We start from the raw sequence: 21759 nt of genomic DNA, 5'->3' as shown, positions 1-21759 counted from the left end.
CATAAAAGTCTAAATGCATGTTGTCGGTACGGCCATTATTTTAGTTTTATGTGTTAGACGACATAAAACCCGTAACTTTATTTTTCATTTTCCCTTTCTATTCGAAAGCAACAGGTTATTGAAATGAACAAAACGCTCGTTCACGCCGCATTGTGCTCCTTATCGTTGATCGCTATCAATGGGCAGGCTTTGGCCAATGATCTCAACACCGCAAGAAATGTTGAGGCTCAAACTATTACTCAAGGCACACAAAGCCAAAAACGCATCAATACCAGTAGCGACAAGGCGTTTGAGCTGAGCTCTGAAATTGCCGCTCTTGAGCAAGAGATCGCCAACCTTGAAGTATACGAGCGCCACTTGCAATCCGTCGTCGATAACCAACAACAAGAACTGACAAGCATCGACACACAACTCGTGCAAATCAGTGATACCCGCCAAGGTGTTGTACCACTGATGTACAAAATGCTTAGTGGGTTAGAGACTCACATCCAACAAGATAAACCCATTCGTATTGACGCCCGCTTAGCGCGCTTAGAAGAATTAAAGTCTCTTATGCCCCAAGCGGATGTCAGCGATGCAGAAAAGTATCGTCGCATCTTAGAGGCTTATCAGATCGAGATGGATTATGGCATTAAACTGGGCAGCTATCGTTCACGCATCAATGTCGGCGATGGCATCGAAGCCGAGCAGCTTTATCTAGGTCGCTTATCATTAGTCGCCCGTAGCCTGGACAGGAATCAATACTGGTCATGGGACAATCGTCAACGCACTTGGGTCAGCACTGATGCCTCACTTGCTTCACATATCGACCAAGCGTTTGCAATCGCGAACAAACAAGCCTCACCAAGCCTGATGACACTTCCGGTTTCTCTTGCCAAGGATCCTAGCTAATGCGTTACCTGACCTTATTGATTGCGCTGTTTTCATTCAGCGTCTCACACCTTACTTTCGCTGCTAATACGCTAACAAGCGACGCTAAGACAGCCCAAAAGCAAGAGCAACAACACAATGCCGCACGTGAAGCTCAGTTTAAGAAAGACGAGCAAACGCTTGCAGCCAAACGCAAACAGCTTACTGAACGTAAGCGCCAACTCGATGCATCTATTGAGTCTCTCAGTACGCAGTTTTCAAATAATGAAAAGACACTGGCGGAAAAACAAAAACAGCTACACCTTGAAACGGGCAGCTTAGGTGAACTGTTTGGTGTCGTTCGTCAATCTGCAAAAGAGCTGCAACTTGAGTTGGAAACGTCCGTCGCCAACAGTGAACAAGCACCACAACGTGCCGATATTGAGAACATTGTTGCGGCGAAAACACTACCGTCAATCCAAGAACTCACCGCATTATGGCAAGCATTTAATGCTCAGATAGCCAGCAGTGGCACCTATGCCAATATTGATGTTCCATTTGTCACTGGTAACGGTGAAATTACGACGATAAAAGCGCTCCGCCTTGGTAACTTCGCATTGCTAGCTAAACAGGGCCCTATTGATTGGGACGGTCAACTTGCAAGCGACTTCCCTCGACTCCCTAGCTCAGTTTCAACCATCGATAACGCCGAGAGTATCGTCAATGGCCAAACCGCTGCCGTTATCGATCCAAGCCGTGGGGATATCTACAAGCAATTAGCCGAAAACCCAACCCTGGCTCAACGATTTGAGCACGGTGGCATTGTCGGTAAGATTATTGCGGGATTATTCCTTGTTGGTTTGATCATCGCGTTATATCGCGCGGTCGTATTAGTTCGAATTGAGCAACAAATTAGCAAACAACTAAAAAGTCCCGAGACACCGACCGACAACCCGCTGGGCCGCGTGTTAAGTGTTTACAATCGCGATAAAAAGATGAATGTCGAGGCACTAGAGCTCCGCCTTCTGGAGTCCATTATGGATGAACAGCAGCACCTAGAGCGTGGCTTAAGTATGCTAAAACTGATTGCGGCACTTGCACCAATGCTTGGTTTACTGGGTACCGTAACCGGTATGATTGAAACCTTCCAAGTGATCACTCAGTTTGGTAATGCCGAACCGCGTGTCATGGCTGGCGGTATCTCAATGGCGCTTGTAACGACCGTTCTCGGCTTGATCACAGCGATGCCACTGTTACTGGCTCATAACCTTCTGAGCTCAAAATCAGAGTCTATTCGGAATATATTGGAACGCCAAAGTGTCGGTTTAGTCGCTGAGCAAGCAGAAGTCCACTCTACCGAACAGAGAGCGAGCTATGCTGCATAATCTGACCAATTGGCTGCCTGGCTCAGAGCACCTGAGCCAGTTTATGAACCAAGGTGGCCCCATTCTTTGGTGGCTAGCGGCTGTTGTCGTGGTCTTTTGGGTCGTCGCCTTTGAGCGAATTATCTATTTTTCGCGAGCGTTCCCAGTACAAAAACGCGATTGGACAAAAAAGTGGTCGCAACGTACTGACCATTTTTCTTGGTACGCTCGCATGCAGCGAGATGCGATCCTAAGTGATGCAGAAAACCAACTGAAGCAGAACCTTAACCTTCTAAAATGCTTACTAGCACTGTGCCCAATGCTGGGTCTTTTAGGCACAGTCACCGGTATGATCACTGTTTTTGACACACTGGCTGCACAAGGTAGCGCTCAACCACGCCTCATGGCGGCGGGCATCTCTATGGCGACGATTCCAACTATGGCTGGTATGGTTGCCGCCCTATCAGGCATGCTCGCGTTTTCTCGCATCCAGAAATGGAGCAACAAGAATTTGTTTCAGTTAGAGCAACTATTAAGAAGTGACCAACACATGGGAAGCCATCATCCCATAAGGAATAATACATGAGACTTGGCCACCGAAAAAAACAACAAGAAGAAGCCAACATTGATATGACCTCAATGCTCGACATTGTGTTCATCATGCTGATCTTTTTCATTGTCACTAGCTCTTTTGTCCGTGAATCAGGCGTGGACGTGAATCGTCCACAAGCCAGTCATGCGGTTAGTCAAAAGGATGCAGGGATATTTGTCGCCATTACTGCGAATAACGATGTATTCATTGATAAACGTCGCGTGGATGTAGAACGCGTGCAAGCGACTATCGAAAAACTATTACTTGAACAACCTAATGCGTCAATGGTCATTCAAGCCGATAAACATGCCTTCAATGGTACCGTTGTACAGGTCATGGACAGCGCAAAAGGTGCCGGGGTAACCAAGATAGCCCTCGCAACGGAGAGCCCGTAATGCTTCGCATTTTGTTGAGTATCCCCTTAGCAATGGCGCTGGCCTTCACTCTGTTCTCTTTTATGAGCTGGATGATCGACATCGGTCCAAAGTCTAAACCTGAAGAATCAGCAAGGCTAAGTTACGATCTAGTCATGACTGAACCGGATAGCGAAACGGCACGACGCACTCGTCTTTTGCCTGAACCGCCAAAGATGCCGGCGACACCACCTTCAGCGGCAGTGGTAGAGCAAAGCTCACAAAGCTCGAGTGTGCAAACCCCGACGTCACCTCAACTGCCTAATATTGCCATATCAACTCAGGTTGCGGGTGTGGCAATGAACGCCCCTAGCGTACCGGATATTGGTCGTAACCAGCAGGTCATGCCGTTGCATCGGAAAGAGCCACGCTACCCACGTCGTGCGATACAGCGCAATGTTGAAGGTTATGTCGTGATGTCATTCACCATTGACGTCAACGGTCGTCCAAGTGATATCGAAGTCGTCGAGGCCAATCCAAAGCGTATGTTCGAACGAGAAGCGATGGTAGCGCTGAAACAATGGAAATATCAGCCAATGATGGTCAATGGCAATGCACAACCAAGAGTTGGGCAAACGGTCAAATTGGAGTTTAAGTTAAACCAATGAAAAAACGACTGACTCATTTAAGCCTCCTCCTTACATGCTGCTTATCATTTTCGTTTAGCCAAGTGGCAGTGGCAAAACAAGAGCTTGGCATGCGAACGGCAACCCAAGTCTCCAAGGCTTATGAACTTGAACAACAAGAAAAGCTCACAGAAGCCATCGCGTTGCTCGAAACACTCAAACCATCGGCAAGTTTTGATAAGGCTTACGTCGCAAGGATGCTCGGCATTTATTATTGGCAAGCCGATAAAACTGATCTTGCGATCAAACAGTTGCAAATCGCCGTAAATACGCATGCTTTTAAAGATGATCAAGGCTGGCAAACCGAGCGTATGCTCGCCGAATTGTTATTATCGGATACCAAAGCAGAGCAATCGTTAGTCCATTTTGAGCGTTTGGTTACATCGGCCGAAGCGCTTGAAATCCCCAAAGCGCAACTCACCACGGCTTGGCTCAACAAAGCCAGAGCCCATTACTTATTGCAACAGTGGGCGCCATTGCTGGCTTCGATTAACCAATATCATCGCCTTGATAGTACCCCAAAGCTGCAACCCCTTAGCTTACAACTCAGTGCCGAGCTGCAACTATCTCGCCTAAAAAGCGCAATCATTACGAGTCAAAAGCTGCTTGCCTTACAACCAGAAAAAATGATGTGGTGGCAACAACTGAGTGCGCTTTACATGCAAACCAAGCAATATAAGCTGGCTCTCGCCACGCTCGTTTCCGCCAAGCGAGCAGGCATCGACATTCCGGATACGATGCAACTTAGTATGGCGCAGCTTTATGCTCAGCAAGGGATCCCAGAGAAATCAGCACACCTCTATCGCGATCTACAACTCAGTGACACTGACGTCGATACCATCGTCAAACAAGCGACACATTGGCAAATGGCGAGAGAATGGACGCACGCACAGACCTCATGGTTAGCAGCAGCTCGTCTCAATGCTAAATACTATGAACAAGTATCGCGACTAGAAATGCAACAGGGTGATTTTAAGCAAGCCTTACAATCGTTAGATAAAGTCAAAGGGCTTACGTTGCAAGAAAAGCAATTGCTGCAAATCCGTGCCTATGTGGGATTGAAACAATACGCTACTGCGAAGACACTTGCCGAAAGCGCCCATAAAGCAAAACCAACGACGCAAACAGCAGATTGGCTCAACTATCTGGATCAAATGACTCAATAGACTTAATCATTACAAAAACCTACCGAAACGACAAAGGCATCGCTAGCGATGCCTTTGTCGTTTACGATGATCTTATTACTATCAATACCGCTACTTTCAGATCTCGATACCTAAGCTACACGCTTTCAAACTCATTCTGTCGCACCCGTTCAGCCAATTGCTTGTATCGGTCAGCAATGGTGTCACCAAACACGGGATCATCATCAGCGTCAGTCCACAACGCCTCAACCACTTGCCAATCCTCTGTTGAAAACATCTTATCGATGAGTGGCAATACTGATTGTTCTTCAAGGTCTAAATGCTGCTTTTGGTTTCGAATAAATTCAGACAAGCGATTGGCAAAAATCTCATGTGGCACGACCGCATCTTGCAAGATCATTTCAACGATATCGAGGAAATCATGCGTTTTCTCCGACAGATCATGATGCTCTGCCTCAAGATTCGATATGGTGCCCTGATGTCCGTAATGCTCAATGAAATAGCGGTAAAGAATATCTTCTTTAGGATGATGCACTTTCTCTGAATGCACGGTTAGGTAGGTCACTATCTCTTTGATCAGAGAGTAATTGATGGGCTCTTCGCGCTCTAACAAATGTAATTTACGATTCAATATGGCGAGCAAACGGACCATATAGCCGTGCTCGCGTCTTATCCTTTCGATCATCATCGCCTTCTCTCCCTTAATTCCACATTCTTAATAAGTGTATAAGAGTTTCCAAGTTCATGCTTTGACTATGCTCGAAAAACCAGCGATTACCCCTCGCTACCAACCAGGTTAGGCTGCCAATTAATTGGATCTTTACCCATCGAACTCAGTAGTTGATTCGTTTGAGAAAAATGTTGGCAACCAAAAAAACCACGACGTGCCGACAACGGAGACGGATGTGGCGCAGTCAGCACATGGTGCCGCTGTCGATCGATTATCATGCCTTTTTTCTGTGCATGTGCTCCCCACAGCAAGAAAATAATATTCTCTCCATCGGTGTTGAGCGATTCAATCACATGATCAGTGAAGGTTTCCCAGCCCGCTTTCGAATGAGAATGAGCCTGGCCTTGCTCCACGGTGAGCACTGTATTCAGTAATAATACGCCTTGATCGGCCCAGCTTTTCAAAAAGCCATGAGAAGGAATCTCAAAACCATCGATATCTTGCGCCAATTCTTTATAGATATTCACAAGAGACGGTGGTTTTTTTACACTAGGTAACACCGAAAAGCACAAGCCATGGGCTTGATGAGGGCCATGATAAGGGTCTTGCCCAAGTATCACTACCTTAGTGCTGCTAAATTCAGTAAATTTGAATGCGTTGAATACATCATTGGCGGGAGGGTAAACGATCTTGCCTGATTCTCTTTCATTTTCTACAAACGAAAGCGTCTGCTGAAAGTACGCCTGTTGCTTCTCTTTTTCAATGACGTCATGCCATGTCAGTGTTGTCATTATGATTCCCCAGAGTTTGAAACTCTGGGGAGTTTAGCATCTCAAAAGTCACCACCACTACCGATTTAATACCAGTTTTATAGGGTTCAATTAATGATTACTTTTATGTTGTGGCGCTCGATGGTGCCCTTGTCCCGTCACATGACGATTTGGAACAGGGAAACGACTAGAACGCATGGTATTTGGTCGTGGAGCGACAGTTCGAGACATAATGACACCTACCTAAATCTTACACTACGATGGTTCGTGATATTTTCAAAATCACACTTTTATGCAACGTGCATGTAATCAATTATGAAAGAAAGATGCCAAAGATCCATGTTGTCACAAAAAAAATTAACTTTTTATTGCTAAGTGTCTCAGTTGTTGGATTTCATCAATCCAAATACCTGGTTCAATAGTCTCTAAAATCAATGGGATAGAATCAAATCTACGATCTTTCATGATGAACTCAAAACAGTCCCAGCCAATCTCTCCTTTCCCCAAAGATTGGTGGCGGTCAACCCTGTCACCTAATGCTATCTTTGAATCGTTGAGGTGCATTGCTCGTAAATAGTGCATCCCAACAATGTTATCAAACTCAGAAAATGTCGCCTCACAGGCTTCACTAGTTCGCAGGTCATAGCCAGCCGTGAATGTGTGGCAAGTATCAAGACACACCCCGACACGACTTTTATCTTCAACTTTGGCAATAATATGAGCAAGGTGCTCAAATCGCCAGCCAAGGTTCGTGCCCTGCCCGGCAGTATTTTCTATCACTGCCACGACGTTAGGCACCGCTTGATGAGCGATATTGATGGACTCCGCAATGCGATCCAAACACTCATCTTCTGTGATTTTTTTGAGGTGGCTACCCGGATGAAAATTCAATAACGTTAGACCCAGCTGCTGGCAGCGCTCCATTTCATCAATAAATGCCGCTCTCGATTTTTCAAGCTTCTCTAATTCAGGTGCGCCTAAGTTAATCAGGTAGGAATCGTGCGGAAGTATTTGCTCCGGAAGAAACTGGTATTTTTCACATTCTTCCTTAAAACGAATAATGGTTTCTTGTGTTAGCGGCTTCGCCACCCATTGCCTTTGATTCTTTGTGAACAGCGCAAATGCGTTTGCTCCAATTTCTGACGCTCGTTGTGGCACATTATCCACCCCACCAGCTGCTGATAAATGTGCACCTATAAACTTATTCATACCTTAACAACCCGATCTATATCACATTTTTAAAACTGTTATTTAGCGATCTTATACTTTCAGCTTTAACTATTGAAGCCCTTGTTTCTTGGTACATGGCTCTCTCAAAAACACCAAAATGTAGTTTTATTACTACATTTATCTCTTTCAAATAATTTTTAATGTATAAAATATTATTTAAAGCGCCATTTTAAGAGGCTTAGTTGATATAGGTCAAGAAATCAGCCTTACATTAATTAATGTTATTTGTTGTAATTTGATCTAAATCAATACTAGAATACCCATTATTAGGTATATATAGCTCAGCTCAATAAAATTTGAAATTTAACACCACAACAATACCGCTATGAAAGTGGTTCAGGAGATAGTGATGATTCAAGGTATCCAAATTACTCAAGCAGCAAACGACGACCTACTCAATTCAATCTGGTTGCTAGATGGCGAGAAAAACGAAGCGCGCTGCGTTGCTGCCGCGACAGGTTTTGAAGCAGACCAAGTAGTTGCAATCAGCGATCTAGGTGAATACGAAAGCCGTGAAGTTGCCATTGAAACGGCACCTCGCATCGAAGGTGGCCAACACCTTAACGTTAACGTTCTTAAGCGTGAAACGCTAGAAGATGCTGTTGCTCACCCAGAGAACTACCCACAGCTTACTATCCGTGTTTCTGGCTACGCTGTGCGTTTTAACTCTCTAACAGTAGAGCAACAACGTGACGTAATCGCACGTACGTTTACTGAATCTCTATAATTTAGAATTTAAGTAATCAAAATATAAAAACAGACGCGATCGCGTCTGTTTTTTTGCTTAAGGCTCCCCTCAAACGTATCAGATATAAAAAAACCTCCCGAAAGAGGTTTTCATTCTGTCATGACTCAACATACGCCATAAGGCGGTAAAGAAACGAGTCTACTTAAGTGTCACTCGAGCAAACTTACGCTTACCAACTTGGTACACGGCTTGCCCTACCGCAGGAACGAGTTTTGTATCTTCGACTTTATCGCCATCGATTTTCACCGCACCTTGACGAATCATTCGCATCGCATCGGAGGTTGAACCGACAAGACCCGCTTCTTTCAGCAAGTTGTTGATGGCAATACCCGCTTCAAACTCAAATTCAGGCATCTCGTCAGGCATTGCGCCTTTTTGGAAGCGATTGATAAACTCTTGCTCTGCCGCGTCCGCATCTGCTTGTGAGTGGAAGCGCGCAATGATTTCTTTCGCCAGCAGAATCTTAACGTCTCGAGGGTTTTTACCCGCTTCTACATCGGCTTTAAATTGTGCGATTTCTTCTAGCGGACGGAAAGACAGTAACTCGTAGTAACTCCACATCAGCACGTCTGAGATCGACATGATTTTACCAAACATCTCTGTTGGTACTTCACTCACACCAATATAGTTATGCGCGGATTTGGACATTTTCTTCTCACCGTCAAGTCCAACGAGAAGTGGCATTGTTAATATGACTTGTGGCTTCTGACCATGCGACTTTTGTAGTTCTCGGCCCATTAAGAGGTTGAATTTTTGGTCAGTACCACCCAACTCAACGTCGGTTTCCATCGCAACAGAATCATAGCCTTGCAGTAACGGGTACATGAATTCATGGATCGCAATAGGTTGACCGTTGCTATAACGCTTCTTGAAGTCATCACGCTCTAACATGCGTGCAACCGTTTGGTTTGCAGCAAGGCGGATCATACCTTCTGCTCCAAGGTCTGACAGCCATTCAGAATTAAACTGAATTTTGGTCTTTGCAGGATCTAAGATTTTAAACACCTGCTCCTTGTAAGTGTCGGCGTTACGAAGTACGTCTTCACGAGTCAGTGGCGGTCGAGTGGTGTTTTTACCCGTTGGGTCACCCACCATACCTGTGAAATCACCAATCAAAAACGTCACGTCATGACCTAAATCTTGGAACGTACGTAGCTTGTTTAAAATGACCGTGTGGCCTAAGTGAATATCCGGCGCAGTCGGATCGGCACCTAGCTTAATACGTAGAGGACGGTTTTCTTTAAGTTTCGCAATGAGTTCTTCTTCTGGAATCAACTCATCGACACCACGTTTAATCTCAGCTAATGCAGCTTCTAGGCTCGCCATTCTTGTTCACTCCCACAGATTTGGCAAAAATATAATAGTTAGACATCTTACTTGAATAGCGATGTTTTTTGAAACCAGTTAGACTAATTGGTTCAGGAAATTTAAAAAATAATGTTGAATTAATCACTCATGGTATCTGTTTTTAAGCGCCTCCCTTGGCTTCATCGAGCTCTGATCGCATTTTTCACCGCGCTGATTGTCGTCGCTCTGTTCTTACCCGACGCCGCAGAGCTTCACGATGACCCGAATAAACTCGAGATAGGTAAATATTATCCACTGACAATTAATGCGTCTTCATTGAATATTGCCAACGAACCACCGCCAACGGTTGTCCTTAATTGGGAAGAACATTCTGTGCGTTCTGGCGAAAGCGCTGCAATATTATTTCAACGTGTGGGATTGTCTGCTCGCTTGCTCTATGACCTAGTGAATACCAATAAAGACATCGAACAACAACTGTCGCGCCTTCGACCTGGTGATACACTGATATTTGGCTTTGATGAGCATAATGACTTATTGCAACTGAAGCGGAGAATGAATGACTACGAGACCTTCCTGATTACTCGTACCGATGACGGCTTTACCTCTCAGTTCGACAAGAAAGACATCGACTACCAATACAACTATGCCGAGGCCGATATTACCTCTAACTTCTGGAATGCAGGAATAGGCGCCGGCCTAACGGCGAATCAGATCATGGAGCTCGCCGGTATTTTTGGTTGGGATATCGATTTCGCATTAGACATCCGTTCAGGTGATCACTTTGAGTTGCTCTATCAAGAAAAAGTGGTCGAGGGTGAAGTCATTGGCAGAGGTAAAATCATCGCGGCGGTGTTTAAAAACCAAGGTGATACATTTAAAGCCATTCTAGATGATAATACCAACAGCTATTATGACGAAAATGGCCGAGCCATGAAAAAAGCATTTCTACGCTCACCACTTGATTTCCGACGAGTTACCTCCAATTTCAACCCTAATCGACGCCACCCCGTGACCGGGAAAGTTCGTGCTCACCGTGGTACTGATTATGCGGCACCGGTTGGCACACCTATTTGGGCCGCAGGTGATGGCACGGTTCAAAAGTCAGGGTATAACCAATTTAACGGTAACTACGTTTTCATCAAGCACAGCAATACCTATATCACCAAGTACTTACACCTAACTAAACGCACCGTCAAAACGGGGCAACGCGTTAAGCAAGGACAAACCATTGGTACACTTGGTGGGACAGGACGCGTGACCGGTCCACATTTGCATTATGAATTTTTGGTTAATGGCGTTCATAAGAATGCAAGGACGGTTAAGCTGCCGCAGTCTAAGTCTCTTACAGGCAAAGCAAAGCAAACCTTCCTTGCTAATGCGGAGATCCGCCTGACCAAGATGAATCGCTACAGCCAATTGTTGTTTGCTAAGCCCTAGCGTCAAAGCCGCTTAGCGTGCTCAGTGTTTGCTCATGATTGGCCGCCATTAAAAAAGCCCCCTTGAATAAATCTCAAGGGGGCTTTTTATCATCAATGACTTATTTAGTACCATCACATGTGATGACACGCCGAGAGTCGATTATTTATCGTTGTTCTCTTTGATGTCTTTATCTTTGATGTCTTTCTTTTTCGAGTCTTTTTTATGGTGGTTGTCGCTATACATCTCTTCAATTTCATCTTGGTAACGATCATTGATCACCTTACGACGTAATTTTTGAGTGGGTGTAAGCTCACCTTTGTCCATAGAAAAGCCACGAGGCAGTAATTTGAACTTCTTAACTTGTTCAAATTTTGCTAAGCCTTTTTGCAATTCAAATACTCGCTTCTCAAACATTTCGACAACTTCGTTATGTTTAATCAGCTCTAAGCGATCATGGTATTTGATGTTGAGTTCTTTGGCATACTCTTCGAGTGTGTCAAAGCATGGCACAATAAGCGCTGAGACAAATTTACGAGTGTCCGCGATAACCGCGATTTGTTCGATGTAATGGTCTTTACCAATGGTGCCCTCAATCGCTTGAGGAGCAATGTATTTACCATTTGACGTTTTCATTAGCTCTTTAATGCGGTCAGTAATGAATAAATTTCCATTGGCATCAAATTCACCGGCGTCGCCAGTCTTTAAGAAGCCGTCAGCATCAAACGTTTTGGCCGTCTCTTCTGGCATTTTATAGTAGCCACGCATCACCATTGGACCGCGCACAAGTATCTCGCTATTCTCACCAATTTTCACTTCGGCGCCAGGCATCGGCATGCCAATAGAATCAGGGTTGTAACAGGTGTCATCCCAGCACGATACGGTCGCCGTCGTTTCTGTCATGCCATAACCTAGCTTGACATTAATGCCAATCGCTTGGAAAAAGCGGCCAATCGTCTCATCAAGCTTCGCGCCACCACATGGCATAAAGTTGATGTTGCCACCGAGCAATTCACGTAGCTTACTCAAGACAATTTTATCGGCTAATGCATGACTCTTTTTGAGCATGAAAGAGGGCTGAACATTGTCTTGACGACATTGGGCCATTTTCGCTCCCATGTTCACCGCCCAAGTAAAGAGCACCTTGCGGTGTACTGGCGCCTTAGAAACACGCTCATGGATAGCAGAAAATATTTTCTCATAGAAGCGCGGCACCGCACTCATGACCGTTGGACGAATCTCGCCCAAGGCATCACGCACTTGCATTGTGTCTTGCAAGTAACAGTTTGTTGCCCCTTTGTAGAGGGCGTAAAACGTCCAAGCACGCTCAAATACGTGAGACAGAGGCAAGAAGCACAGTGATACATCACTTTCAGACAAACTCAGACGCTCATCATGCCCTTTCAGTTGTGCACCAATGTTCTGGTAGTCCAGCATCACACCTTTGGGCTGACCGGTTGTACCAGAGGTATAGATAAACGTCAGCAAGTCTTCAAAGTTGGCCTGCTCAAGTCGGGCCAAGAACTCTGGTTGCTGCTGGCTATGATCACCCGCGATGAAATCATCCCAAGTCATCACAAACGACTCGTCTGACGCAGCAATGCTGTCACACATAGTGACAATGCATTCCAGTTGTGGACATTCATCATAAATAGACAACGCCGCATCAAATTGGTCTTGTTCACCAACGAAAAGAATGCGTACATCGGCATTTTGAAGAATGTAGCTCGTTTGAGCAGCCGTATTCGTTGGGTAAAGAGGGACAGTCACCGCACGGATTTGCAAGGATGCAAAATCAGCGATCGTCCATTTAGGCATGTTATTTGAGATAATGCCTATCTTGTCTTGAGGTTGAATACCTCGACTCAACAAGGCAAGAGACAGTGCATCAAGGTTTGCACCAAACTCTTTCCAGCTAATCCCTTGCCACACATTGTCGATCTTATGTCTTAAGGCGATCTTATCGCCACCTTTTAGGATTCGTTCACGAATCTTTTTTACAATATGGAATTCTAAATTAGCCATGTTCTATCTTACCTTTAAGCGTACACGCGTAAGCCATTTGAGCGCACAAGTGTACCTATGATGATAGAAAAGGCAACAGACCCAAATCAAACTTATGGCTAAATAATGTAACGAAAAAAGCCCCCACAACGAAGTATCAAAGACTTAGTTGTGGGGGCTTATTCTCATTGGCTGTGAATTACGCGAATGCGACGACTTCACCGCAGATCATCATTAACTGATCACGCAACCAGATGTGACCCTTATCTTTTTCGCTTGATTCATGCCAGCTTAAAAATCCACTGATCATGGCATTGTCAAATGGCAATGAAAGCACTTGTAGCTGATCTTTATTGACCGCGTTTTCTACCATCCAGCGTGGTGCAATCGTAACCAGCTCAGACTGGCCAACAACATAGAGCACATTGCTTAGGCTAGTGCCTTCATAAGATGCTTGGCAATCTAGGTCTTTATAAGCATGCTCAGAGAAGCTACGTACACCGTGTACTTTTGACAATTTCGCATGTTTCTCGTGACTAAGTTGAGCAACACTGACCGCATTGTGAATACGTGGGTGGTTTTTCGACGCGACAACGACAAGCTCATCTTGGAAGATCTCAGTACTTGAGAAACCTTGTGCATCATAACGAGCGTAATCAATAACAAAATCGATTTCTTGGTAACGCATACGATCCGCAAGTTGACGGTCTGCTTCCGCATCAAGATGCAATTGTACATGAGGAGCTTGTCCTGAAATGCTTTGCATGATCTTTGGTGCAAATCGCATGTCACATGGCGAGCAGATTGCCATTTTAAACAGGCGTGTTGATGTCTCAGGTGTAAAGATAGAACTTGGCAACTCATTACGAATCAACTGTAGCGCTTGGCGAACTGGGCCAAATAATTGACGAGCACGCTGTGTTGGTTGAATACCACGGCCTTGACGCATAAACAATTCATCATTGAACATCACTTTTAAACGCGCAACGGCGTTACTAACTGCTGGCTGTGACATCCCTAAGTTGTGCGCAGCACGGGTAATGTTTTGCTCCTGCATTACCGCGTCAAATACGGTTAATAGGTTTAGATCTACGCCACGTAATGTGCTTTCCATGCGGTAGCTAGCGATTGCGCTCATAGCATCTTTTTTGTCTAACATTTAGTAAGCCTCGTTTAAAATCAATCTCGAATATGTGGGCAAGGATTAATCAGAAAATCATTAACGTCATTTCTGTACCCTACAATGTTCTATTAATCCTCTGCATAGTTCGAGGACGAAGCAAACTATCCACTAATAATAACTTCGACACCAACAAGTTTGATAAAGAATCAGTATATTTTACCGGCAAATATGCAATATCGATAAACAACAGTAGCTTACATCTAATGTAAAAAAAGATAAATTATATTTTTAATAACTTTTGTTGCAAATAATCCCTAAAAAGATAGACACAAGATATAACACTGTTAAATCCTGTCATGTTCATCCCGTTATCTCGCATATAGTTCATTCGCCAACCCATTAAAAAAACCAATACATCAACCCGATATGAGCCTGCGAATTGATACATAATAAGAATACTAATTGACCCCAAAATGCAAAAAAGGCTACCAAACGTAGCCTTTTTGCATTGCCGCTTGTCTCCAGGCTACATAGAAGCGTAACTAGGAAAGTCGACCTTTGCCCACAGTCGCTTCCGTAAGGCTTGGCTGCAATGCCATTCACCCGACACTAACCAATCCGCAATCTCACTCGCCACATCTGGGTATATGACACGCTCAGCTTGTTTTTCATCAAGCCAGTCTCGAACCACGGCAGCATCAAGAGAGTCCATGCTATGAGCAAGCCCCAAGCTGTCCAACGTTGCGGCATTGCTTTGCTGCTCAAATTGCCCCTCAAGTGGCTTAACAAGCAGCTTTTTCCCTAAGCTCAGCGCTTCAGAAGGTAATTCAAATCCCCCATTAGCAATCACACCCGCACATCGATGCAGATCAACCTGAAACCCCAAATGGCTTAACGGCTTCATCGTGATGTTTTCAATCTTTTCTTCTTCAACGATTTCGGGGTGATAACAAGTAAAAGGTTGATTGACAAAACGAATCAGCAAATCGATGATGGCATTAATACCCTCAAAAGGCAGATAAACCAACACCATGGCTTCTGATGTCACGTTGTGCCCTTGAGTATGAACAATAGGAGGAAGGATCGGTTGGTCAAAATGGTACCAATGCAGTCCAAGCTGATGATCCGATGGTGCGAAGCGATGAATAATTTGGTTATCGAGCCAACTTGAGCCTTTTTGCGGAACATCAAAACGAAAAGCATTTTGATGACTAATGCTTACGGTCGGGACTTTTTGACGCTTTGCCGCCCACGCTGAGATAGGTTCAAAATCGTTGACCACGACATCGTAATGACTCACATCAAGAGCTCTGGTTTCTTGCATAAAACTCAATAGGTTGTTGTCGGTTGCCGTTTGAAAATAGTCAACCTTGCCATTTTTCGTCACGAAGCTGAACCCTCGTCGCGTTTGGTAGTCGCCAAACATTTCCATCGAGAAGTACTTACTTTTGTCGCGCCCCGAAAACAAAAAATCCACGTCAACATCATGAGAACTCAGCGCTTGACTCATTGCTCGCGCTCTCGCGATATGGCCATTACCCGTTCCTTGAACCCCATAAAGTATTTTCACACGCTCTCCCTACACCATCTATCCTACAAAATTTATCGCATACGTCGCACACGAAATACCAAGTAGCGCACCAATCACAATATCTGTTAGAAAATGCACCCCAAGAAGCACACGAGAAAATCCGATCAGCATCGCCCATACGATTGAGAATAAATGCAGCTCAGGATAAAAATGACCGATGACGGTCGCCATCAAAAACGCTGCTGCGGTATGACCGGACGGCAGGCTATAGCGATCTGAGGGAGTAATGAAAGGCTGCACGAATTGCGAAAGCTCTTGAGGACGTCGACGCTTAAAACCATTTTTTGCCAAAAAATAAATGGGCAATTCGATGGCAAAAGCAAGTAAGCCAGCAGCAAGAAAAGCCCCGCCAACCCTATCGTCAAACAACCAAATGAGCACGCCTAAGCACGCATATAGAGGGCCATCTCCACTTCTCGATATCAGGCGACTCAGCTTCGCTACTTGGGCATTAAATCGATGATCCAAACAAAATAATGAAAATGCCAGATCGAAACGAGCAATCGGTTCAATAGTGCGCATGACCTACTCCTTGTCATTGATAATCTCGTATGATCAAAAAGTAGCCAGATTGCATGACAATTAGGTGACGAATTATTGGAGAAATGATGAAGCTTAGTGAGGTAGGTATCTACCTCACTAATTGTTGGCGAGCTTTAGCCCTATAGATTGTGTTGTGGCTAAAAGCCGCATTTATTGACGCGAGTGACTAAATCTCTTCGTGTTTATGCACTAACCCCCAGTCCGCTAATATGGCGTAGGCGGATGGAATCATGAACAGTACCAATAATGTGGACGCAAAGATGCCAAACACAATCGAGATAACGAGAGGCTGAATCACCTGAGCCTGTAAGCTTGTTTCCGTCAATAAAGGAAGCAATCCTGCAGCCGTTGTCATTGACGTCAAAAATACCGCTCTAAATCGCTCACGACTGGCTTTCACGACGGAGTCATGTACCGACTCTCCTTCATCCACATGATGCCGAATATATTGCACCAACAAGATAGAATCATTGACCACGATGCCCGCCAATGAAACGAATCCCATGATACTCGGCATGCTCAGCGAGTGACCAAGCAGTAAGTGTCCCCACACCACCCCAATAAACGCCAGTGGAATAGCCAGCATGACGACAAAGGGTTCTAAATAACTGCGGAACTGGTAGCTCAAAATACAGAACACACCAAACAATCCCAATAAGAAGCCTTTACCCATTGAAGAGCCTGTTTTAGCGGTGTCTTTTGCCTCACCTTCAAAATCAAAACGTAGACCTGGGTATTTCTCTTCAAGTACTGGCGCTTCATCAACTTGGAACTGACGAATAATCTCAGAAGAGCTCGCTTTACTATTATCAATATCACCAAATACGCTGACGGTTCTTAGGCCATCGATACGCTGGATTCTGACATAGTTACGTTGAAAATCCATAGTAGCAACCGCGCCAAGTGGCAGCTGAGATCCATCAGCGAGCATAATAGGAAAGTTTGCCAGTTGTTGAATATCAGCAATGTCTTCTTTGTTTAACTTGACCTCAATCTTGATATTTTCGACACCCAACTGTATCTCATCTGCTGTTTGCCCAAAGAAAGCGCCTCTTAACTGATTGGCGATCAGCTGGCCATCAACACCATATGTCTCCGCGCCTGGTCGAAGCTTGACTAGGATCTCTTCTTTACCTAATCGCATATCATCGAGCACGCCCGTTACGCCATCAAACTCGTTTAGATATTGTTGGATATCTATCGATGCGGCTTTAAGCTGTTCAAGATCGTCATGCTTAATGCGAATCTCTATCGCGCGGCCACCAGGACCCATCGTCGGCTGCTTAAAAACCAATGAAATAGGATCAGCCATCTCACCCACATCGTCTCGCCAAGCATCAACAAAATCATCAATTAAGGTGTTACGTTCTTCTGCACCGAGCAGATCGAGCCTCACGGTAGCAAGGTGAGGGCCAGATTCATTGGCATCCTGATTGGTGTTGAACTGGCTGGTGATCTGCTCGACCAACGTTCGACCCCCTTCAACATCCTCACTCCACTCAACGTTAAGTTTTTTCGCCGAGGCGACAACGTGATCCACGACTCGCTCGGTTTGAGATAGGGATGAGCCAGGAGGCAATATAATCCTCACTTCAGCCGTATCACCATCCAATTCAGGAAACGGGACAAACTTCACCGCGCCTCCAGCAATCAATGCGACCGAAACGAGCAGTAGCGACAAGACGCCCCCCATGAAGGCATAACGATGCGACACGACACGGTCAACAGCATTAACAAGGGTGGTATTTCTAAAATTTTCAAAGCGCTCAAGTAAGACTCGCTTGAACTTAATCGGTGGTTTTTCTTTTTTCTGTTTATGCAGTGAATGAGAAAGGTGGCTCGGCAAGATCAAGAACGCCTCAATTAAACTCAATGACAATACGAGAATAAGCACCTGCGGGACAGCTTTAAGCACCGCTCCCATTTCACCATCTAAAAACAACAAGCTACCAAAGATACAGACGGTCGTTAAGAAAGACGAAATGACCCCCGGCAATACCTTTTGTACTCCGTTTATCACAGCATCATCAATCTTCTGCCCTCGATCAAGATGCGAGGCGATCGACTCGGCAATCACAATCGCGTCATCCATCATGATCCCAATCGCCATCAAAAGCCCGACCAGGGACATGATATTGATCGACAACCCTAAATTGGCCATTAAAAATAGCCCACCTAAGAAGGCAACAGGCAGGCCGGCAGCCACCCAAAACGAATAACGAAAACTAAAGAACAACCACATGGTGGCAAACACCAGAACAATCCCTTGCCAGCCATTTTTCAGCATCATGGTCAGACGATCCCACAATACAGACGAGAGGTCGTTGGTCATTTCCAATGTCACGCCATCTGGAGCGATGGCGCGCTGAGCATCGACAAATCGAACCACATCTTCTTTGATCCGCAGTGCATCGTCTTCTTTATTTTTACTGATTTTTAGTACGGCTGAGGGCTTGTCATTGAACAGTACTTTTTGTTCATCCAACTCAAACCTATCGGTGATCGTTGCCACGTCATTAAGGCGGATTAATGCCCCAGATGAGCTAGCGCCAATAACCATAGACTCCAATTCTTGTGGTGTGACTCGACGTTCATCGAATCGAATCAAGAAGTTTTTATCCGGCGTTTCGACGTTACCACTGGGTAGTTTTACATTCTGTTTGCCAATTTTAGAGGCAATATCGTTCACGCTAAGCCCAAGTTGACGCATAACTTGCGTGTCGAGTTCCACTCGATATTGGTGATCAGAGAAACCACTCACCTCCACAAGTGAGACGTCATAGTCCAACTTTAAGGTACGTTTGAGCTGTTCGGCATACGCTTTCAGTTCAGGCCAACCGGTATCCGCGGTAATAGCAATGTCGACAACAGGCTCGTTCCAATCTAACTCTTGGACCACTGGTGACTCTATCTCATCAGGGAAGTCGTTAATGGAATTAATCTGAGTCTGAACATCCACCAGCATGCGGCCAATGTCGGCTTTTTCAGAGAGTTTGAGGGTTAAGCGAGCTGAACCTTCAATCGCCTCACATTTCGTTTCTTCAATATTCGCTAGGCCATCGACGGCGTCTTCCATTCGAATACACAGGCTTTCTTCCACTTCCTGTGGGGAAGCCCCAGGATAAGTAATCGCCGCCATGATGTATGGCGGGCTAAATTCTGGAAAGGTTTCTCGTTTTATCGTCGAGAGCGACGAAACGCCGAGAATAACCAAGGCAAGCATCAATAAATTGGCCGCCGTGGGGTGTTTGGAGAAAAAACGAATCATGACTCGTCACCTTCTTCACTCATGCCATCTTTGGCTACGCTGATATCTCGTAACAGCATTCCTTCTATCGCAGGCAGCAAATCATTCAATACCAGTTTGTCCCCTTGTTGAAATTCACCCCGAACCGCTACTTGATTGTCTCGGCGGTACTCAACAACGACCGGTTTAATCTGCAATGTGTTATCCACGCTCATCAAATACACTTTATCACCATGCAGGGCACGCTCTGGAATCAACCAAGCCTGCTGAGGTTGACCTTCAATCTTTGCTTTAACAAACATTCCGTTCACCAGCAATGGCGTATCAGATAGACCGTTACCTGTCGTAGACTGCGCGATCTCCAAAATCACACCCGCTGTCGCTTGATTGGGATCCACGGTCTCACTCACACGCACAACCTTTGCTGGCCAAGACGATTGCAAGCTACCGCTACTCAACTCTATCGACGCACTAAGGGCTTGCAATTCGTTGTTGCTACCACTATTGCGTGCTGAACTGTTCAGCGTGTCTGCAATAAGCTGTAAATCATGAATCGAAAGCTGAGCCTCCACCTCCATCATTTCGGTACCATGCGCTGTTACCATGGCCTGCTGTAGGTTTACTACTTGGTTAATTTCCGCATCAACCTCCGCGATACGCAAAGTTTCTGGCAGGTAGATAATGGTTTTAGCTAATAAGCGCTGAGCTTCTTGCTCTTTGGCCTTATTGACGTTCACCACAGCCAACGCGACATCTCTTTCATCAGGGAGCAGCGCTATTTGGTTCTCAAGTTCTTGAACCAACTTTTGCTGTGACAGCATGTTCTGCTTTTGCGTATCCACATCAGACTGTGACGACAAACCTCGTTTATTGAGGTCGGCGCGGCGTTGGTACTCACTTCGCGCCAGCTTCAAGCGATTAAGTTCAATGGTAAGGGTTTGCTTTAAATTAATTTCTTCTTGATCAATGCGAGCCAGCTGTGTCTCGCTCGATTTAAGATCAGCAATCGCTTGGGAGACCTTAAGTTCGTAATCGAGGGGGTCGATTCGAAGCACTTCTGTCCCCGCGCTCACAATATTCCCTTTCTCTAAATTAGGGTGCTTATACACTACCTCCCCAGAAACCTCGGAGATCGCTTTCCACTCAAGTTTTGGGGTAACACGACCGAAACCAACAGCAAGGGGGGCGGAAAATTGTGGCTGCATGGTTAGAGTCTCGACCACTCGAGCACGATCTCCAGCAGGCTTAGTCGGAATATCTGGTCGTAAATTAATGGCGGCGATTAGCGCAACAACACCCACAGCGAGTGCAGGAAAAAACAGCAGTTTCTTGTTTATATTTTTCATAGATTTAATCTTTATCATTCTGATTTATATTTAATTATCGCGCAGTAAACCACGCGTCAGGAGCTGGATATTGTGCTCAAGTAATTTATCGAGAAAAGACTCGGTTAATTCAATACCATGCAATTGCAACATGGCGGGAGGTGCTATAAAAGGAAACACCATCAAAGCAATAAGTGAGAGCTTACATAACTTAGGGTCAAGACCTTCACGAAGGTACCCTGCAGCCTGTAATCTGCCGAACATCATGTCATGATCAGGACGGCCAAGATCAGAAAATACTTTCTCAAACAATCGCCGTTGCGTCGTCGATGGCGGCATGTGCATAACCTGAGACATCAACCTAGGGAACTGAGGAACCTTGTTCATTTCGTGATAATAGATTCGCATGAACTCAAATACGTTTTTATGATCATCTCGCTCAAAAATATCGTTCATTTTTTGCTTGATCGGTCGCACGGTTTCACGAATCATGTTTTCAAACAGGCCTTCTTTATTGCCAAAATAATACCGGATCATGGCAATATTGACCCCCGCTCGTTGGGCAATGAGACGAGTCGACACCTTGTCATAAGGCATAACGACAAAAAGGTCGCGCGCATGAGTCAACAGTTTATCTCTCGTGTCTGTTTGTTGTTTCGGTCGCCCAACCTTTCTTTTGATCGAGGATTCATCATCATGCATTGCTTATCTCACTTATTAATCATCGATTAATTATAGAATGAATTGGCAGCATAAGATGAGCCTTTAAATTCATCATTATTTAATCAAATGATT

Annotated in this window: 19 protein-coding genes; 8 read left to right on the top strand and 11 right to left on the bottom strand. The window is 45.1% G+C overall.

What is annotated here, in order from left to right:
- Nucleotides 1-123 precede the first annotated feature (123 nt).
- The 6 genes from AB4405_RS05490 to AB4405_RS05465 are packed head-to-tail and all read left to right on the top strand — an operon-like array spanning nucleotide 124 to nucleotide 5010.
- Nucleotides 124-891, top strand: a complete 768-nt coding sequence (locus tag AB4405_RS05490; protein WP_372059953.1) for a DUF3450 domain-containing protein — start codon at nucleotides 124-126, stop codon at nucleotides 889-891.
- Nucleotides 891-2234, top strand: coding sequence for a MotA/TolQ/ExbB proton channel family protein (locus AB4405_RS05485; RefSeq protein WP_372059951.1), 1344 nt, complete (start codon nucleotides 891-893; stop codon nucleotides 2232-2234). Before AB4405_RS05490 ends, AB4405_RS05485 begins: the two co-directional genes overlap by 1 nt.
- On the top strand, nucleotides 2224-2799 hold the full coding sequence (locus AB4405_RS05480) for a MotA/TolQ/ExbB proton channel family protein (RefSeq protein WP_102469902.1): 576 nt from the start codon (nucleotides 2224-2226) through the stop codon (nucleotides 2797-2799). Before AB4405_RS05485 ends, AB4405_RS05480 begins: the two co-directional genes overlap by 11 nt.
- Nucleotides 2796-3200 (top strand): biopolymer transporter ExbD, encoded by a 405-nt coding sequence (locus AB4405_RS05475; protein WP_102469901.1) that lies wholly within the window; start codon nucleotides 2796-2798, stop codon nucleotides 3198-3200. The genes AB4405_RS05480 and AB4405_RS05475 overlap by 4 nt, the downstream gene beginning before the upstream one ends.
- Entirely contained in the window at nucleotides 3200-3826 is a 627-nt protein-coding gene (locus AB4405_RS05470; protein WP_372059950.1) for a TonB family protein, read from the top strand. Before AB4405_RS05475 ends, AB4405_RS05470 begins: the two co-directional genes overlap by 1 nt.
- On the top strand, nucleotides 3823-5010 hold the full coding sequence (locus AB4405_RS05465; protein ID WP_372059949.1) for a tetratricopeptide repeat protein: 1188 nt from the start codon (nucleotides 3823-3825) through the stop codon (nucleotides 5008-5010). Before AB4405_RS05470 ends, AB4405_RS05465 begins: the two co-directional genes overlap by 4 nt.
- Before the next feature lie 115 nt (nucleotides 5011-5125).
- On the opposite strand, the gene AB4405_RS05460 is transcribed toward AB4405_RS05465, so the two are convergent.
- The 3 genes from AB4405_RS05460 to nfo all read right to left on the bottom strand — a co-directional run bounded on the left by AB4405_RS05460 (nucleotide 5126) and on the right by nfo (nucleotide 7638).
- Entirely contained in the window at nucleotides 5126-5677 is a 552-nt protein-coding gene (locus tag AB4405_RS05460) for a hemerythrin domain-containing protein (RefSeq protein ID WP_102469898.1), read from the bottom strand.
- Between the two features lie 86 nt (nucleotides 5678-5763).
- On the bottom strand, nucleotides 5764-6453 hold the full coding sequence (ung, locus tag AB4405_RS05455) for a uracil-DNA glycosylase (protein WP_372059968.1): 690 nt from the start codon (nucleotides 6451-6453) through the stop codon (nucleotides 5764-5766).
- A gap of 333 nt (nucleotides 6454-6786) precedes the next feature.
- Complete coding sequence (nfo, locus tag AB4405_RS05450; RefSeq protein WP_372059947.1) at nucleotides 6787-7638, bottom strand: deoxyribonuclease IV; 852 nt, start codon at nucleotides 7636-7638, stop codon at nucleotides 6787-6789.
- Nucleotides 7639-8008: 370 nt separating this feature from the next.
- On the opposite strand from nfo, the gene grcA reads away from it, so the two are divergent.
- A complete protein-coding gene (gene grcA / locus AB4405_RS05445; protein ID WP_102469895.1) occupies nucleotides 8009-8386 on the top strand; it encodes an autonomous glycyl radical cofactor GrcA in 378 nt (125 codons plus the stop codon).
- Nucleotides 8387-8545: 159 nt separating this feature from the next.
- Here grcA and tyrS read toward each other — a convergent pair whose 3' ends face one another.
- Nucleotides 8546-9733 carry a tyrosine--tRNA ligase gene (tyrS, locus tag AB4405_RS05440; RefSeq protein ID WP_102469894.1) on the bottom strand — a complete coding sequence of 396 codons (1188 nt, stop codon included), beginning with the start codon at nucleotides 9731-9733 and terminating at the stop codon, nucleotides 8546-8548.
- 129 nt (nucleotides 9734-9862) lie between these two features.
- Here tyrS and AB4405_RS05435 point away from each other — a divergent pair, with 129 nt between their 5' ends.
- Nucleotides 9863-11152, top strand: coding sequence for a peptidoglycan DD-metalloendopeptidase family protein (locus tag AB4405_RS05435; protein WP_102469893.1), 1290 nt, complete (start codon nucleotides 9863-9865; stop codon nucleotides 11150-11152).
- 141 nt (nucleotides 11153-11293) lie between these two features.
- Here AB4405_RS05435 and AB4405_RS05430 read toward each other — a convergent pair whose 3' ends face one another.
- From AB4405_RS05430 to AB4405_RS05400, 7 genes are all read right to left on the bottom strand, one after another.
- The gene (locus AB4405_RS05430) at nucleotides 11294-13156 is read right to left on the bottom strand and encodes a long-chain fatty acid--CoA ligase (protein WP_372059946.1); all 1863 of its coding nucleotides are present in this window, start codon (nucleotides 13154-13156) and stop codon (nucleotides 11294-11296) included.
- 178 nt (nucleotides 13157-13334) lie between these two features.
- Nucleotides 13335-14294 carry a transcriptional regulator LeuO gene (gene leuO / locus AB4405_RS05425; protein WP_102469891.1) on the bottom strand — a complete coding sequence of 320 codons (960 nt, stop codon included), beginning with the start codon at nucleotides 14292-14294 and terminating at the stop codon, nucleotides 13335-13337.
- 490 nt (nucleotides 14295-14784) lie between these two features.
- The gene (locus tag AB4405_RS05420; protein WP_372059945.1) at nucleotides 14785-15828 is read right to left on the bottom strand and encodes an MJ1255/VC2487 family glycosyltransferase; all 1044 of its coding nucleotides are present in this window, start codon (nucleotides 15826-15828) and stop codon (nucleotides 14785-14787) included.
- A gap of 18 nt (nucleotides 15829-15846) precedes the next feature.
- Nucleotides 15847-16371, bottom strand: coding sequence for a phosphatase PAP2 family protein (locus tag AB4405_RS05415; protein WP_372059944.1), 525 nt, complete (start codon nucleotides 16369-16371; stop codon nucleotides 15847-15849).
- 187 nt (nucleotides 16372-16558) lie between these two features.
- Nucleotides 16559-19660 carry an efflux RND transporter permease subunit gene (locus tag AB4405_RS05410; RefSeq protein WP_372059943.1) on the bottom strand — a complete coding sequence of 1034 codons (3102 nt, stop codon included), beginning with the start codon at nucleotides 19658-19660 and terminating at the stop codon, nucleotides 16559-16561.
- Nucleotides 19657-20985, bottom strand: coding sequence for an efflux RND transporter periplasmic adaptor subunit (locus AB4405_RS05405; protein ID WP_372059942.1), 1329 nt, complete (start codon nucleotides 20983-20985; stop codon nucleotides 19657-19659). The genes AB4405_RS05410 and AB4405_RS05405 overlap by 4 nt, the downstream gene beginning before the upstream one ends.
- Before the next feature lie 30 nt (nucleotides 20986-21015).
- Nucleotides 21016-21666: a TetR/AcrR family transcriptional regulator gene (locus tag AB4405_RS05400; RefSeq protein WP_372059941.1), complete on the bottom strand. Its 651-nt coding sequence runs from the start codon at nucleotides 21664-21666 to the stop codon at nucleotides 21016-21018.
- Nucleotides 21667-21759 lie beyond the last annotated feature (93 nt).

The organism is Vibrio sp. 10N.261.51.F12, from assembly GCF_041471725.1.
Taxonomy (GTDB): domain Bacteria; phylum Pseudomonadota; class Gammaproteobacteria; order Enterobacterales; family Vibrionaceae; genus Vibrio.
The sequence above is the reverse complement of the archived record's forward strand: the minus strand, read 5'-3'. Positions and strand labels throughout refer to the sequence as shown.